Below are 16,328 nucleotides of genomic sequence, written 5' to 3' on the forward strand. Positions count from 1 at the left end.
ATTAATCCTCCTATTCTGTAATGTTTATAGCTTCAACTATACTAATTTTATTTATTTTCCTTAATGGAATATATGTAGCTAGAATACCTACAATTATGTTTGCTAAAACAACTAGGATATATATTTTGTAATCTATTGAAAATCCCAAGCCATATGATACAAAGCCTTGCATATAATACATTTTAAACTGTATTATAAGTCCTGAAATGATGGTAATTACACTTGAGAGTGTTCCATATAATATTCCTTCATAGAGTATCATATTTTTAAAGCCTCTCTCAGAAATACCAATAGCTCTCAACATTCCAAATTCACTAGTTCTTGAAGTTAAGTTATAACTTATGTTATTTATTATGTTAAGTACACTAATTATAAACATTACTGTTACTATGCCATAACTATAAATCAAAGACCTAGATGTCATCTTATCAGAATTTTCTTTTTCTACCATCATATCTACTGTTGTAGTTCCAGGAACTTCACTTCCAATTTTACCTAGAAGTCTATTTATTTTTTTCTTGTTTGCATTTTCATTAATGTCTGTATAAACTAAGTTATACTTATCTACACCAGTTAATTTTTTTAGATATTCGCTACTCGTTATTACATCTACACCATCATCTCCAGAGTACATACCATTATCTGCAAAAGGATAACTTATAATAGCTCCAACTTTAAATTCATATTCTAAGTATTCATAATTATCTTTTAAACTTTCATAAAGTCCTGTATCCATTCCAGCCTTCGGGTATTTAACTTTTATAGTATCACCTACCTTTATATCTATAGCTGGTGTCCCTTCACCAGGAGTAAAGGTCTTTGTATATTTTTGTGTTTTAGAAATTTCTGGTACATATACTATAGCTAAGTTTTCTTTTTTCATTTTTTTTAAGTTTATACTTCCACTTACTAAGTAATCTTCTAATGAATTTATCATCTCATCATTATAACCTTTTAACTTTTGTTTTAATGTATATTTTCCAGTAGTCTTATTTTTTATAAATAAAGGATTTTTCTTATAATAAGGAGCTGAATTTATAGCTTCGTAGTAATCTAATCTATTTATTTTATTTACCTCTATTCTCGTGTTTAAGATGCTAGCAGTTTTGACTTTGTCAATTCCATCTATATTTTTAATTTTATCTATCTGATTATCATTAAATCCCCTTATATCTTTAAAAGAGGTATTGCTGCCAATTTCATTGAGATAAGTATTTGATAGAATAAAATCTGCATTCATATATACTTGCTCTTGAATGTTTTTGTTTTTGACATCTAAAAAAGAATATTTATAATTGTCTTTTATGACAATTATACCTCCTATACTCATAGATAATACAATTATAAGGAATCCCTTTTTATTTCTAAAGATGTTTTTTGCAGATATAGATTTTGTTACTGACATATTTAAAGTCAATTTTGATATTAAAGAATTAACTTTGATTATATTTTTATCAGTTCCAAAAGTTTTTCTTATAGCATCAATAGGAGAAATTCTTCTTATCTTTAAATATGTAAAGAAACTTATAATGAGTATTGTCAGTATTATACATGCAATTGATAAGAGGATTATTTTATCTGGAATAACAAAAGGAGTAACATTTATATTTCCTTCAAATTGAATATTTCCTGCAAACCTATTAAATATTTGTGCACCTCCCATACCTGTACATATACCTAGAGGCATTGCTATCAGAGCAAGTATGAAAAGTTCATAAAACATAAGTTTGAAAATCCTAAAGTTAGTGGAGCCAATAGCTCTTAAGATACCATATTCTTGTACTCTTTGGTATATTGATATAACATAGATACTATAGATTACAATACCAGAAAATATACTCATAGCAATTGCAACATATTTACTTGAATTATCTAAAGTACCATTTTCCATAGTAGCGTCTATAAGCATTGAGTTTATTCCTACGCTTTTCTCATCCAACATAGCATTTTTTACTATATTGTCTATGTTTGTATTTATATCACTGCCTTCATTAAATTCAATAGAAGCTGTAAACTTATTCAATTTTGATTCATGTAGGTTTAAAAAAATTTCACATTTCCCCTTTTGTTTCTCTATAAATCTATCTTCAAGTATTCCTACAACTTTAAAGGTCTCTGGTTTTTCTTTTTGATATAATTTAAAAGTAAGGTTTTGATTTATTTCTGGCTTTAAACCCATACTATTTAAAACCCATTTTTCTACCACCACCTCATTGTTAGCTTTTGGGAGGTGACCTTTTATAAGTTTAGATTGATTAGTTAAGTAATTTTTATTTGCATATTGTATGTTTATAGGTAATTTTTCATTAACATCTGTAGATGCATAATAAGATGTTATACCTAGGTTTTTAATATCTTTACCAGATTTTATGGATTCTAATTGATTTCTCTTTATATCTTTAAAGTATGCATGGTCAGTTCCAAGCTCTCTCTTTGATCTATCTACATCTGCTTGTTGAGCACTTCTTGAGAGGGTGCCAATACCGACAATGAGTGATGTAGCAAGAATTATACTCAGAGTAATTGCTAAAGATCTTGCTTTATAACTTTTTATGTATCTTAGTACTATTTTTAAATTATCTTTCATATTTACCACTTCCTTTCTTAGCTAACTCAATTATATGTTTATTTAAAATATATAGCAAAGTAAGTATTTACAAGTTTTGAGTACTTAATTGTACAAATTTATATGCATATTTACAAGTTTAATTAATGTACATGTAAAATTTGACTTTTTACATAATTTTTCTAAAATGATATAATCCTCATATAAAGTGTAGATGGGAGGGGAATTATGGAGAATAATTTTATATTTCCTATAGTAATACTAACTTTGTTTATATTTAGTAATCTTATAATGAATAAATACAGGTTTTATAAAGAATTAGACATATTAAAAAGAGGAATATTAACATTTTTTGTATCGTGTTTTGTATGGATTTTATTCATGGAGGGTATTGAGTATATACAATTAAGTTTAGGATATAATTTTTTACTTGAAGGAGTATTAAATATTATACTTTTTTTAATTTTAATTATTTTAAGTTTTTATATAGGATTTAAATTTATAAGATTACTAGACAATAACAATAAACAAGAGTATAAGCTACAAAAATTAGACAGTAAAATAAATCATAAGGACAATATAATCGTAAAATTAAGAAGTCAAAAACATGACTATTTAAAACATTTACAAGTAGTATATTCTCTATTAAATACTGGCTTAGCTGAAGATGCCAAAGAATATATAACGAATATATCAAATAGCTTTAAATCAAAGAATTCAAGATATGGGAAAGTATCTTATTTAGATGCTATAGCTTCCTTAAAATATGAGGAATGTCTTGAAAAGAACATATCTTTTGATGTATATATCCAAGATTTTATGGATAATTTAGAGATTGAACCTAATGATATGAGTTCAGTGCTATTAAACATAATAGACAATGCAATAGAATCTTTGTCTGCTATACAAAAGGAAAAGAAGTATATAAGATTACATGCATATGAAGATGAATTTCAGTATATTATAGCCATAAAAAATAATGGTCCTAAAATACATAATGTCGAAAGTATATTTTTGGATGGATTTAGCACTAAAGAAGGGCAAGACAGAGGTTTTGGGTTATATCTAGTTAAAAATATACTAGATAAGTATGATTATAGTATACTTGTAAATAGTGACGATTTTTTAACTGAATTTGTAATTTTAATACCAAAATATTATTAGTTAGGAGGAGAGAAGTCTGTGATAAAAGTTTTGATTTGTGATGATGATAAAATTGTAAGAGATGATATAGCAAATATAGTTAAAGAGTCCGGATATGTAGATTATGTTAAGAAAGTCAAGGATGGGATAGAAGCAATTGAATTTATAAAAAGTGAGAAAATAGACTTGTTGATTATTGACATTGATATGCCATATAAAAATGGGATTGATTCTGCCAAAGAAATTCTTTCTATAGATAAAGATATACATATAGTTTTTGTAACAGGTTTTGCTGACTATAGTCTTGAGAGCTTTAAAGTACATCCTATAGATTTTATAGTTAAGCCGTTTAAAAAAGAAAAAATACTTGATTCAATTAATATAGCAATAGACCACATTAACTCTCATAAAATTGCAAAAAATAATTTTATAGAAGATACTCTTTTTGTATATAAAATAAGGAAACAGATACATATGATTAATTTTGATGATATAGTCATGTTTGAGAAAAATTCAAGAGCTATTAATTTATATACTAGAGATGAAGATACGATAAAATTTTATGAAAACTTTGATGATTTAAAAAAACGCCTACCTCCTAATTTCTTTATGACTCATAGACAATACATAGTAAATTTAAGACTTATACATAAGGTTATACCTATAAATAAGTCTTCTTTAGAGATAAAATTTATAAATTTTCAAGAAAGTGCTACTTTAAATAAATCTTTAGAAAAAGATTTTCTATACAGATTTTATAGGGTTAAAAGGTTTTAATGAAGAAAAAAATTTTCAGTGATATACAATATGTATGATGAAGATATCATATAAATTTGCTATAGTTATAAATTAATTCATATAAAATATAATATAAAAACATATTGGACTTTCATGGAAAATTAGAAAGCCCAATATGTTTTAGAGATAAATCTTATATTTATAAGTTGCTTAAAATACTAGGGTCTTTAATCTTATTATCTTCAGCAAGTAATAAGATTTTAGACATAATCTCAGCAGTCTTAGGGTCTTCATCAGCAAAAGGAAGGAATATCTTTCCTCTACTTTGAGAATGTACAGGAAGTATATTTAAAGCACCCATTCCTTTTTTATGTACGATACCAGAACCCATATGTACAGAATACTCACCTAAATTGCCTACTATAAGAGCATGAGAACCTTCAAAATTGACATTTTTAATCTTTAACAATAATAGCAATTCTTTAGCAATTGCTATACGCATATCTACAGTAGAATGGCTTGTTTCAGGGTCAACACCACCAGCATGAGCGACACTTACAACGAGGTCTATATCACGCATAACTTCTGAAAATAAAATTGGAGGTATTGAAGCCAATTCTAAGCTTTTATAAGTTTTTCTATCAAAGAATTCTACTGTTTCAATAGTAGGTGGCTCAATGTCTGCTGGCGAAAACCAATCAGCAAGTGCAAACATTTTTGCTACTATATTTTCTTTATAAAACACTTTTTGTAAACCTTCTTCATAATCAACAGTCCAAAGCTGATTTCTAAGAAGTGCTACAGTTTTCTTTGGCTGGATTTGGTGCCCAGCATATCTACGAGATATAGTTTTTTCAGATAATTCATCACTATTTATTCTATAATACTCGCGGAATACTTGCTTAAATGGCTGAACAATTTGCTTATTAAATAAGTCATGTTGGAATTCACTCCATTTACCAGATTCAAAAAGATGAACCGGATGTGCAAGTTTTAATTTATTTTTTGCTGTTAATTTAGAAGTCTCGCCCTCTATATTGCAAATAAAGAACTTAGACTTATCATTATAAACATATCCAATATTATCATCGCACACCCACACTAGATTCTTAATCAAAGGGCAGATAACTGGGTTTTTATAAATATTGGAGATTTCTTTAACTGTAAATATTATTTCATTTTTCATAGCTTGTTCTAAACTCTGTTTTGCACGAGAATACTGACTCTTTAAATCTTTTTGAACAGATTTAAGTTCAAGTACATATGGATGTTTGGCAATGGCTTTTGGTATACTTTTTAAAGCTTTATTACCTTTCTGGACTTTAGTAGATGCTTTACCATTTTCATCAACATCTATCCAAATTGAAGTTCCATCAATATCTTTTGGTTTAAATAAATGAGAGACTTCATTTAGTTTTTCAGTTTCAAGAGCCCACATCATACGATTGACATCTCCAAAACCAGCACTTCGAGCTAGATTTTCTAGCGCTATTGTACAAGCTTTTGATTCACTTTCACGACGTTGTGCTCCAAATTGTTTACTTTCTTTAGCAAATTTTTGGATAAATTCATAACGGAAAGTTGCTTCTTTAAGGTCTCCTTTTTTCATAGGAAGTAAAGAAAAACTTCTCAGTTTGTCTTGATTTCTATTTGTTTCAATTTCCTTCATTAACATGTCCTTATCAAGTTTACCGAGTGTAGCATCAGCATAAAGTTGTGCACGTCTATGAGAGTTTCCACCACTAGTTATATACTTAGCTGATTTGTAAAGTAGATTGAATCTTTCTTCACCAATGGTCTTATATGAATCCCAAAACCAGTCTATATCAAAAGCCCCATCGATAAAACTACGTGGTGAAATAGGGGAGAATAGAGCAACTTCTGATTCTTTTTGTGCAGAAAATCCTTCATTTATGTGTGCATGGAAGTACCAAATTGTACTCTTTAGACCCTTCCAGTTCAAATACTTTTCAATTATATTGACCCATTGAGGAGCATACATAGCAGCTTCTATCAATCTTAATTCAGTAATATCAGTGTCTTTAAGCAATTTTTTTAATTCTTTTGAGTCATCTTCTTTAGTAGGATAACAATTTTTAAGTAGAGAACTTAAAACATCTTTCTTTGAATAATTGTTACCATATGAATATCCCCTTTGAAAAGTTTCTTTACCAAGAGCAACTAATAGATTTACAAAATAATTTATACCTTCAAAATATTGTATGTTATTAGCTAGATGAGAAACTTCTGTTGGCATATCACCTCTACGTGATTCAATTTCTATAACTCTATTTGTAACAGTTTTTAAATTGTTTTTAAGCCAAGGATACTTTTCTAATGTGTCGCCAGCCCATCTAGGATTTGTTAGTGTTCTTATTATATTTGATGAATTGTATCCACTTATAATTTCTCTATTAACTTGTTCTTCAGTCATTAATCCTAATTCATGAGCACGAGCAAATACACCTATGCTAGTATAAAAAGGAAACTTATATTCTAATAACTGATAATTTGAAAATGTAGTATAGAAAAACTTAGTAAAAGAAATATCATCATAAATAAATGAATTTGCTTTATCAAGCCAATAATTTAAAATAGGGGCATCCAAAGCAGGGCAGTATTCATTTTGTCTATAATAGTTTTTAGTAAATTCAACTCTTTGTTTTTTACATTGTTCTGTAGTTAATAAATTTCTTAGTTTATAATATATATCTAAACAATAGTCAAATATCTCTTTATGGTCAAACTCATTTAGTAAAACTCTTAGAAGTCTTCTTGTAAGTGCATCGAATTTTAATTTATCAAGTCTTGCATATATTTTCTTTTGTTTTTTATAGTCAAGAACATTTGAATAGATAGACGAAAACCAACTTTTTTCTATTTCATTATATCCACATGTATTTATATTATAAAATAAAATATCAAGTATTAATTTGTAGTCTAAATCGAGTTTTTTACTAATTCCCCTCCAAAGTCCTGCCAATGGATAATTATCAATAGTATCATTAGAAGTCTTATATTTAATAGGAGTCAGATTATAAGTAGAGTAACCTAAAAGTACTTTTTCTACATTACCTGACCATCTTTCAACTTCATATTCATAGTCTGCATTTTCAGTAATAAGTTCATCAAATTTTTCATAAACTTGTATTATTTTATTTATGTCTGTATCAAGAATTTTTTTAGCTTCTTTTTTTGTTGATATAGAAATAGATTCTTCACCTGAAGATAAACTTATATTTGAAATAATTTTATTAAGTTTTGATGGAGTAGAAGAATCATCTTTAAAAGTAAATTGTTCAGGAATTTGAACCTTGTCTTTAGGATTATATATTCCAAACCCATTTTCTTTACAATAATCATTTTTTGCTTTACCTAATAAATTATCAATTAATATTTGAACTTGAGATGTATTCTTTTTAGATTTATCAATATCTTCTATCAGTAAAATAAGCTTATTATATAGTTTTTGTCTATTAGTATTGTCTTTTAATAAGTTTACAATTTCAAGACCTCCAAGACATTTTTGTGAATTTGAAGATTTTATAAGAGAGGAAGCGATGTTCTCTAATTTTGAATCATCTTGTTCAAGTAAAATTTTTATTACAGTTTGTCTAATAGAGCTTGTCTTTAAAGAAAGTAGATTGGTTATTTTGTCTAGCTCTATATCTGTTAGTTCAAGCTTTCTAAGTAGACTTAATACAGTTTCTCTATTGGAAACACTCTTATCACTTAAACATTCTAGTAAGAACTCACGTTGTCTATCCGTTTTTGGTTCATTTATAAAGTTGACTATAAGTGAAGCTCTTAAGTCTGAGCTCATAAGATGACAATTTTCCATAAGAGTGTCTATAAATTGGGCATTCATATCGTATGCTGTTAATGTCATCATACATTTAAGTATATCGTGAGAAGAAATTTCAATCCAAGTCCATGGAAATACGCTTCCTGAAAAAGATTTAGTCTTTGAATTTAAAATTTCTAAAGTATGTTTTAAATTTTCAAATTGTTCTTTTCTAGCACTAAAGTCTTTATCAATTGGAGTGTTTGACAGGTCAAAGTCAGTTTCTCTTTTTTGCCAATTATAGTAGTAGCCAACAGAACTTTCTACATAGAAATTTCTAATTACCCATGCTAGAATTTCTAAATCATCTCCCTTGATATTTTTAGATGCTATTGAGTGTTTGAAATATGTACTTTCTGTATGTGACAAGAAGTAAAGACCTACAAGTTTTTTATATTTTTCCTGACAAGAAAGTAAATCTTCAATAAGAGAGTAAGAGTCATATATATTGTAAGTTGCAGTAGACCATAAAGCAAAATAAATTTCAAGATTATCATCACTATTAACTGATTCTGTACGGAAATTTTCATCAGTTAATGATTTATATGAAAGTTCTAAGCACTTACGTATTATTCCGGGTTTTTGGTCTGAAAAACCAAGTCCTGTCCATGTATCTAAGGCTCTTATAACAGAACTAAATCTCTCTAAATTATTGTCCAAGATAGTTTTTAACATGTATATTGATGCAGGAATTGTACCTTCATCTAAGCTCTCCACAATTTGTTGTCTAAGCCCTTCTTGTTGCTTAGCTGCCAAAAGAAGTTTAGAAAGCATTTCATAGCATTTCTCACTATGACTTTTCATAATACCAATTATCATTTGTCTTGTAAGTAGAGCAGTTTGATTCTCTCCAAATATTACTTCTTCCAAGGCATTGATTATTTCTTGATTACCTTTATCTATTTCCAGTGCTATTTTATCACTCATTACAGAGTCATAGTATAAGACCTTATTTGGAAGCGTAAGATAATCTATAACTGAGAAATCATAATAAATTAAATCTACATAGTTTGAAATAAATCTAATTATACTTCTAAAATAATCTACAAGTCTATTTGAGCGATAACCTTTACGATAATAGCCTCCTGAATATGTATAATCCATCTTTATTTTAATTAACTGACAAAGTTCTTCTACTTGTTCAGAAGTAAGTATTAACTCCAAAGCATTTTTTAAGGGTCCAGAAAGTAGTTCATCTATATTTTTAATCTCATAATAATAGCAATTATAGTATTTTTTTATCATATTTAAGAATTTATCTTCAGGGTCTCTATAATAGTATGAGCTATTTTCTATACAGTCCCAGAGAGCTTTTGCTAAGTCATAATACTTTTTTGAAGAGGATTTAGTAAAATTATTTTTTAAATTTTCAATTATTTTAGGATTTTTTTCTACTCTAGTACGTTCCAACATTTATGTACCTCCAAATTATTTATTTTAAAACATTCTTCCAGCAAGTAGGGTAAGTCTTATAAAGGTAAATCTATCTCCATTTTTTAGACTTATAGGGGAATTAAGTTCTTCAATAACATCTTCATTTATAAGCACCTTGTAAATTCCATCTTCAAATGCTTGTAATGCAACTTCTATTGCTTTTTCTACAGATTGTTTATTTTCGTTATAAATAGAACCAAATCCAACTTTTCCAATATCAGCCTGAGATTCAATTTCTTCGTTAGTTAAGAAGCTTATTATTGATTTTTCTGGGATTTTTTCATTATATTCAAGAACATTTTTAGATACAATTTCAGAGATAGCCTCTTTTAGGCAATTGATGTTGTCAGATAAATCAAAAGGAGTAAGTTCTAGCATAGGTTTACGTTTGCCAACGGCTTTAACTCTAAAATAAATTTGCATAAAATCACCTCGCAAAACATTAATTATATATTTAAAAATTTATCTATTTGTTATATTATATCATTTTGTGAATTATTAATGTGAATTATGAGATTATTTTACAAAAAATAGAAAAAAAGCTATCTTAAAGTCTAAAAAAGAAATAAAAGATAACTTTTAACTATGAGTATATAAAATTATAACCATACATTTATTAAATTTTAATTTTAGAATTACTTTTGGTATCTATCTTTTTTTATTTACAAATTTTGGTCCTAAATATTTTTTTATTTCTTCTTCAGGAGAAAAGTCATCAATAAGTATTTCTTTTCCAGTATCCTCAAATACTACAAGAACCTCACAGTCACCTTGTAAGAAAAATTTTCTAACAGTATCTTCTTTAACTTCTCTAACCTTTATTACATTCTTTTTTTCTTTCTCAAAGTCTTTTGTGTAATAACTTCCCATCATATTAATTATTTTTGTATATCTATTCATAAAATGCCTCCTTATGCGATTAAATTTTAAAAATATGTTATAATAATTGTTTGTATTAACTTAATAATTATAACAAGGAGTAATAATAATGACTAGTATAAAAAATAAAGATATTTTAAATTGTATAGATTATTCCATTAAAAATGAGCTCTTTGATGAATTAAATGATGTATATAAATCTTTGCCAACAGGAAATTGTTCTGGATGTGGAAGTTGTTGTATGGAATCAGTAGGTATAAATTTAATTGAGTTTTTGAATATATTTTGTTATCTTGAAGATAGAGTTGATTTAAAAAGAAGTTGTATAAGTAAGGTATTAGATTACTACTTTGAAGAGTATACAAGAAAGAATGCATGTCCATTTAAAGATAATAATAATAGATGTTTGATATATGAAGTTAGACCATTAAATTGTAGACTGTTTGGACATTGGAAAAAAGAGGACTATAATAAAAATTTAGATAATGTCACTAAGAAAAATAACGATTATAAAGTATTGATGAAGAAACAATATGGATTTGAAATAAATGATGAAGTAGTAAACTATAGAATAGATTACTGTGATAGCTTTGTTCCAGACAAGGATTATTTAAGTAAATCTGAGAGATTAAGTTTTTCTGATAAACTTATGATATTAGATTCAAAGATTTATTCTAATGGACTCATAGATATAGATTTTAGAGATAGAGGGATAGTTGAATATTTTATAGAGTCATTACTTTATAGAGGCTTATCATATAATGTAAAAATAAGGATATCTAAAGAGTACAAAATAAGAAGAAGAACTATTGATAGAATAAAAAGGATTGTTCTTGTAGATTCTCATATTAGTAAGTAATAAATTGTAGCATAAATATTGTCAAAATGAGGTGAAGAAGGTGAATCTTACAAAAGTAAAAGGAAATACCTTTTTTATAAAAGGTGGCACAAATACAGGAATATATGTATTTGAAGATAATACAGCACTTATGATAGACCCAGGGTTATGTGGTTCAAGACCTAGGAGAGTAAATAAAGTTTTAGATGAAAATGAAATACAAGTTAAATATATTATAAACACTCATGGTCATGATGACCACTATGGAGCATGTAATCAATTTAAAGAGTATTATAAAGATGTGTGTATAATGTCATCAAAATACGATAAATTATATATAGAAAATCCAGAACTATTTTCAAAGTATATTGTCGGGGGAAAGAGCAATGTATTTATGGATAATATTTTAAAAAATAAACTTTTGGATGATATAAAAATAGATAAATCTATAGAAGCTGGTAAGCTTAAATTAAATAATGAAATGTTTGATATAATTGAATTTCAAGGTCATACACCTGGAAGTGTCGCTGTTTTGACAAAGGATAAGGTAATTTTTGTTGGAGATTTATTGATAGGAGATGAAATTCTATCAAAATATGATTTCTTGTTTTTATATGATATACAAGAACAAATAAATTCATTAGAGAAATTAAAAGATATAGATTTTGAATACTTAGTCTTAGGGCATGGCAAGCAAGTAATATCAAAGGAAGATTCTCATGAATTAATCGAAAAACATTTAAATGCTCTAAAAAAATATCTATATCAAATAAGAAAGTTACTTGAAGAGCCTAAATCTTTAGAAATTTTATTAAAAAACATTATAAATAACAATAATTTAAGCAATAATTATAAAGAGTATCATTTTTTTAAATCTTCATTAGTATCTGTTATAAGTTACTTAGTTGATTTAGGAGAAATAGGATATATATTGGAGAATGGGGAATTGCTTTACTATACAAAAACAAAATAAATTATGATAAAATAAAGAAGGTCATAAAAAACAAATAAAGGGTGAGCAATATGGAATACGAAAAATGGAATGAAATACTAGCGCCTTATGAACATGCAGTAGAAGAGCTAAAAATAAAATTTAAAAATATAAGAAAAGAATATTTAGCAAAAGGTGAATATTCTCCCATAGAGTTTGTTACAGGCAGAACAAAAAAAATATCTTCCATAATATCTAAATTAAAAAGGATAAATGCAAAAGATATAGAAACTGAAATTGATGATATTGCTGGTATAAGAATAATGTGCCAGTTTGTTGAAGATATATATGCTATAGTTGATTTGATAAAAGTAAGAAATGATATGACTATAATAGGAGAAAAAGATTATATTACAAATTACAAAGATAGTGGTTATAGAAGCTATCATGTTATAATAAAATACCCTATAAACTCAATTGCGGGTTCAAAGGAAATTATATGTGAGATACAAATAAGAACTCTTGCAATGAATTTCTGGGCTACAATAGAACATTCATTAAAATATAAATATGACCATTACATACCTGAGACTCTTGCCGAAAGACTTAGAAGAGCATCTGATGCTGCCTTTCTTTTAGACCAAGAAATGAGTGAAATAAGAGAGGACATAATGAAAGCTCAGGCTATGTATCAAATGAAATCTATAGCTATTAGAGATACTCTAAATAGAATACAAGAATTATATGACTTAGGGGACACACACAAAGCTATGCAGTATCAAAGAAAATTGGATAGAACTGAAACAGATAAAAATATAACCGAGATATTGGAATTAAAACAAGAAATAGATATATTACTGGAGCAATATAAAAATACTAAGGTAGATGATAAAGTAGTTCAATAAAAAGCTACTTATAGAAAATTTGCTAAATATTAATGGGGCTGCCTCTTAATGGAAAATAATTTCTAAAAAGAGACAGCCTATTTGGTGTAATCAAGAAAGGAATGATATTATGAGTTTATATGCTATAGGTGATTTACATTTTTCAACATCAGTCAATAAGCCAATGAATATCTTTGGAAGTAATTGGGATGGTCATGAAAAGAAGATTATAGATAACTGGAAAGAAGTTGTTAAGGAAGACGATTTAGTCTTAGTATTAGGAGATACATCTTGGGGAATTAATTTATCAGAAGCTAAAAAAGACTTAGATATAATAAGCGAACTTCCAGGACAGAAAATACTTATAAAAGGAAACCATGATTATTGGTGGACAACTGTTACAAGTTTAAATAAATTATACGAAAACATGAGTTTCATTCAGACAAATTTCTATGAATATAAAGATTATGCAATTTGTGGTGGTAGGGGTTGGATATGCCCTAATGATGTCAAATTTGATGAGACTGATGAGAAAGTTTATAAAAGGGAAGAAAATAGACTTAGATTATCATTAGAGTCTGCTCGCAAAAGAGGTCACTCAAAAATAATTGTGATTACTCATTATCCTCCTACAAATGATAAATTAGAAGAATCTTTATTTACAAAGCTATTTGAAGAATATAACGTAGAGAAAGTGATTTATGGTCATTTACATGGAAAAGAATCTTTTAAAATGGGATTAAAGGGAATTAGAAATGGAGTAGAATATATATTAGCATCCTGTGACTATACAGAATTTAAATTAATAAAAGTTAACGATTAAAAAACATAAATTGGTAAATACTATAAGATACATGATTAAAAATAAATATTTGAGGGATTTCGGTTTTGAGAAAGGAGACACGACTTATGAGGTGGATATTAGTTTTTATATTTTTATATCTTATTCCTTTAGTAGTGATATTCAGAAATTACAAGAATTTTAAGAGGTCTTGTATCTACAGTAGTATTTATGTGGTATTAGCTACAACAATAATGATAAGTAATATTTATATGAGTGGACTTAATAAGATAAAAGAATCTATGTATTATCACAATTATATTTCCGATGAGACGTATGATGAAAAGTATGTATCAAATTTTAATGAAAAAGAAAGTACTGATTTAAAACAGAATAAGGTAAATAATGAAGAAGAATCAAATAATAAAGAATTAAATAGTAAACAAGATGAAAATGAACAAAATAACAAAAGTAATGAAGAGAATACGAATTTAAAAGAAAATAGCGATTCAGAGAATAATGTTTCAGCAAATGATAAATCAGAAGAACAAGAAAATACAACAAAAGAAAGTAGTAATCAAACGAACAAAGAAAAAAATAGTGAAGATATAAAAAAAATAGATATAGAAAGTATAGGAATTTTTAAGAAAGAAATCTATAATATAGAAAGAGTAGCTTTGGTTCCAATGAGAGAATGTATACCTTACACTAAGGACATAGCAAAAAATATAACTAAATTGTCTAGTATAAAAAAAGATGTTACAAATGCTAGAGATAAGTGTAAAGAAGTTGTAAAAGAGTATAAAAATATGCAGATTCCAGAACTTTCTAAGGAAGAGTATACAGAAACATTGAGCAATGCTAGAGATGATGTAAAGAAAGCATATGAACTTAGAGAAAAATCTATGGAAAGTGCTTTAAAGTTAATAAATACTAAAAGCCCTAAATATATAGGGAAGATAACTGAGTATCTTGACTTGTCAGATAAGCAGATAGAAAGTTTTAAAAATAGATTGAATGATTTAAAAGAAGAAATAAATGAAGCAGAAACAAATAGTATTGATTAATAAGAATTAAGCATATAAGTTAAAAGGGAGATTAAGATGAATAAGCAGAGTATTGGAAAACTAAATATGTTTTTTATGGGGATTACTCAAAGAAACCTTGATAATAGGGATTTTTTTATTGAGTTAGAAGTGATTTTTAAATCTGGAAGAAAAGAATTTAAAGGAGTGGCAACAGAGGAAGATAATAAGTATAAATTTAATTTTAAAGGAAAATCAGATTTATATACATTTAATGAATTGCTTAAGAATATTTCTAAAGAAGCAGAGAACTATGATAGTTTAGTATTTAAATATATTGAGAGAGGAACTATTGTTGTAATCGAAGGCGATAATAAGAAGGTAAATGTAAAGTATCTAGACAACATAGAAGAAGTACCTAAAATAGATGAATTCACAGCATCTCAAATAAAAAACAGAGATTATTATGTAAAAGTAGGACAGGCAAATGCACTTTTAAAAGAAATTGGGGTACTTACAAAAGATGGTAAGATAAAAAATGATAAAATAAGAAAGTACAATCAGATAGACCATTTTGTGGAATTAATAGATAGTATTCTAAAGGAAATAAAGGATAAAGACTGTATAACAATTTTGGATTGTGCTTGTGGTAAATCTTATCTAAGTTTTGTTTTAAACTTTTATATAAAAGAAGTGCTAAAGAAAAACTGTTATTTTATAGGAATAGACTATTCAGATGTAGTTATAGAAGCATCAAGAAATATGGCTAAAAACTTAGGATATAAAAATATGTCGTTTATAAAAGAGGACTTGACTAATTATACACCAAATAGAGATGTTGACCTTGTGATAAGTCTACATGCTTGTGATACAGCAACAGATATGGCAATAGGTCTAGGAATTAGGGCAAAATCCGAAGCTATAGTAGTAGTACCATGTTGCCATAAGGAATTATTAGGGCAATATAAATATGAATCTATGGAACCAATATTAAAACATGGAGTATTTAAAGCTAGATTTGCAGATTTAATAACTGATGGTCTAAGAACTTTGTTATTAGAAGGCAATGGATATGATACTTCTGTAGTAGAATACATATCTCCACTCGATACACCAAAAAATTTAATGATAAGAGCAATAAAAACTAAAACAAATAATGAAAAAGCATTAAAAGAATATAGAGAGCTTAAAGCTCAATTTGGAGTTGAACCAACTTTAGAAAAACTTATATATTAGTTAAAAATGTAAAATTCACAAAAAGCTTG

The 16,328-nt window shown here is 27.1% G+C and carries 12 protein-coding genes; 8 read left to right on the forward strand and 4 right to left on the reverse strand.

Going from position 1 to position 16,328, the window contains the following annotated elements; genetic code table 11:
- Positions 1-10: 10 nt before the first annotated feature.
- Entirely contained in the window at positions 11-2,587 is a 2,577-nt protein-coding gene (locus Q3287_RS08380) for an ABC transporter permease (RefSeq protein ID WP_407963861.1), read from the reverse strand.
- Positions 2,588-2,794: 207 nt separating this feature from the next.
- Between Q3287_RS08380 and Q3287_RS08385 the strand changes: the two genes are divergently transcribed.
- Positions 2,795-3,730, forward strand: a complete 936-nt coding sequence (locus Q3287_RS08385; protein WP_009888196.1) for a sensor histidine kinase — start codon at positions 2,795-2,797, stop codon at positions 3,728-3,730.
- Between the two features lie 18 nt (positions 3,731-3,748).
- Complete coding sequence (locus Q3287_RS08390) at positions 3,749-4,486, forward strand: LytTR family DNA-binding domain-containing protein (protein WP_009888197.1); 738 nt, start codon at positions 3,749-3,751, stop codon at positions 4,484-4,486.
- A gap of 160 nt (positions 4,487-4,646) precedes the next feature.
- On the opposite strand, the gene Q3287_RS08395 is transcribed toward Q3287_RS08390, so the two are convergent.
- The 3 genes from Q3287_RS08395 to Q3287_RS08405 all read right to left on the reverse strand — a co-directional run bounded on the left by Q3287_RS08395 (position 4,647) and on the right by Q3287_RS08405 (position 10,625).
- Positions 4,647-9,704 (reverse strand): DUF4132 domain-containing protein, encoded by a 5,058-nt coding sequence (locus Q3287_RS08395; RefSeq protein WP_407963862.1) that lies wholly within the window; start codon positions 9,702-9,704, stop codon positions 4,647-4,649.
- A gap of 24 nt (positions 9,705-9,728) precedes the next feature.
- The gene (locus Q3287_RS08400) at positions 9,729-10,148 is read right to left on the reverse strand and encodes a hypothetical protein (protein ID WP_407963863.1); all 420 of its coding nucleotides are present in this window, start codon (positions 10,146-10,148) and stop codon (positions 9,729-9,731) included.
- 225 nt (positions 10,149-10,373) lie between these two features.
- A complete protein-coding gene (locus tag Q3287_RS08405; RefSeq protein ID WP_054268922.1) occupies positions 10,374-10,625 on the reverse strand; it encodes a hypothetical protein in 252 nt (83 codons plus the stop codon).
- 88 nt (positions 10,626-10,713) lie between these two features.
- On the opposite strand from Q3287_RS08405, the gene Q3287_RS08410 reads away from it, so the two are divergent.
- The 6 genes from Q3287_RS08410 to Q3287_RS08435 all read left to right on the forward strand — a co-directional run bounded on the left by Q3287_RS08410 (position 10,714) and on the right by Q3287_RS08435 (position 16,299).
- Positions 10,714-11,463, forward strand: coding sequence for a YkgJ family cysteine cluster protein (locus Q3287_RS08410; RefSeq protein ID WP_407963864.1), 750 nt, complete (start codon positions 10,714-10,716; stop codon positions 11,461-11,463).
- A gap of 40 nt (positions 11,464-11,503) precedes the next feature.
- The gene (locus Q3287_RS08415) at positions 11,504-12,415 is read left to right on the forward strand and encodes an MBL fold metallo-hydrolase (protein ID WP_407963865.1); all 912 of its coding nucleotides are present in this window, start codon (positions 11,504-11,506) and stop codon (positions 12,413-12,415) included.
- A 50-nt stretch (positions 12,416-12,465) separates the two neighbouring features.
- Complete coding sequence (locus Q3287_RS08420) at positions 12,466-13,278, forward strand: GTP pyrophosphokinase family protein (protein ID WP_054268925.1); 813 nt, start codon at positions 12,466-12,468, stop codon at positions 13,276-13,278.
- A 109-nt stretch (positions 13,279-13,387) separates the two neighbouring features.
- Complete coding sequence (locus Q3287_RS08425) at positions 13,388-14,080, forward strand: metallophosphoesterase (RefSeq protein WP_054268926.1); 693 nt, start codon at positions 13,388-13,390, stop codon at positions 14,078-14,080.
- 86 nt (positions 14,081-14,166) lie between these two features.
- Entirely contained in the window at positions 14,167-15,105 is a 939-nt protein-coding gene (locus Q3287_RS08430) for a hypothetical protein (RefSeq protein WP_407963866.1), read from the forward strand.
- 36 nt (positions 15,106-15,141) lie between these two features.
- The gene (locus tag Q3287_RS08435) at positions 15,142-16,299 is read left to right on the forward strand and encodes an SAM-dependent methyltransferase (RefSeq protein WP_223152931.1); all 1,158 of its coding nucleotides are present in this window, start codon (positions 15,142-15,144) and stop codon (positions 16,297-16,299) included.
- Positions 16,300-16,328: the final 29 nt, after the last annotated feature.

It is taken from the genome of Clostridioides sp. GD02404 (assembly GCF_045898275.1).
Classification (GTDB): domain Bacteria; phylum Bacillota; class Clostridia; order Peptostreptococcales; family Peptostreptococcaceae; genus Clostridioides; species Clostridioides difficile_A.

Excerpts from the sequence above, each read along its gene's own strand:
- Q3287_RS08410 (WP_407963864.1), top strand. The coding sequence starts at position 10,714 with ATGACTAGTATAAAAAATAAAGATATTTTAAATTGTATAGATTATTCC.
- Q3287_RS08385 (WP_009888196.1), top strand. The coding sequence starts at position 2,795 with ATGGAGAATAATTTTATATTTCCTATAGTAATACTAACTTTGTTTATA.
- Q3287_RS08425 (WP_054268926.1), top strand. The coding sequence starts at position 13,388 with ATGAGTTTATATGCTATAGGTGATTTACATTTTTCAACATCAGTCAAT.
- Q3287_RS08405 (WP_054268922.1), bottom strand. The coding sequence starts at position 10,625 with ATGAATAGATATACAAAAATAATTAATATGATGGGAAGTTATTACACA.
- Q3287_RS08400 (WP_407963863.1), bottom strand. The coding sequence starts at position 10,148 with ATGCAAATTTATTTTAGAGTTAAAGCCGTTGGCAAACGTAAACCTATG.
- Q3287_RS08420 (WP_054268925.1), top strand. The coding sequence starts at position 12,466 with ATGGAATACGAAAAATGGAATGAAATACTAGCGCCTTATGAACATGCA.
- Q3287_RS08430 (WP_407963866.1), top strand. The coding sequence starts at position 14,167 with ATGAGGTGGATATTAGTTTTTATATTTTTATATCTTATTCCTTTAGTA.
- Q3287_RS08380 (WP_407963861.1), bottom strand. The coding sequence starts at position 2,587 with ATGAAAGATAATTTAAAAATAGTACTAAGATACATAAAAAGTTATAAA.
- Q3287_RS08435 (WP_223152931.1), top strand. The coding sequence starts at position 15,142 with ATGAATAAGCAGAGTATTGGAAAACTAAATATGTTTTTTATGGGGATT.
- Q3287_RS08395 (WP_407963862.1), bottom strand. The coding sequence starts at position 9,704 with ATGTTGGAACGTACTAGAGTAGAAAAAAATCCTAAAATAATTGAAAAT.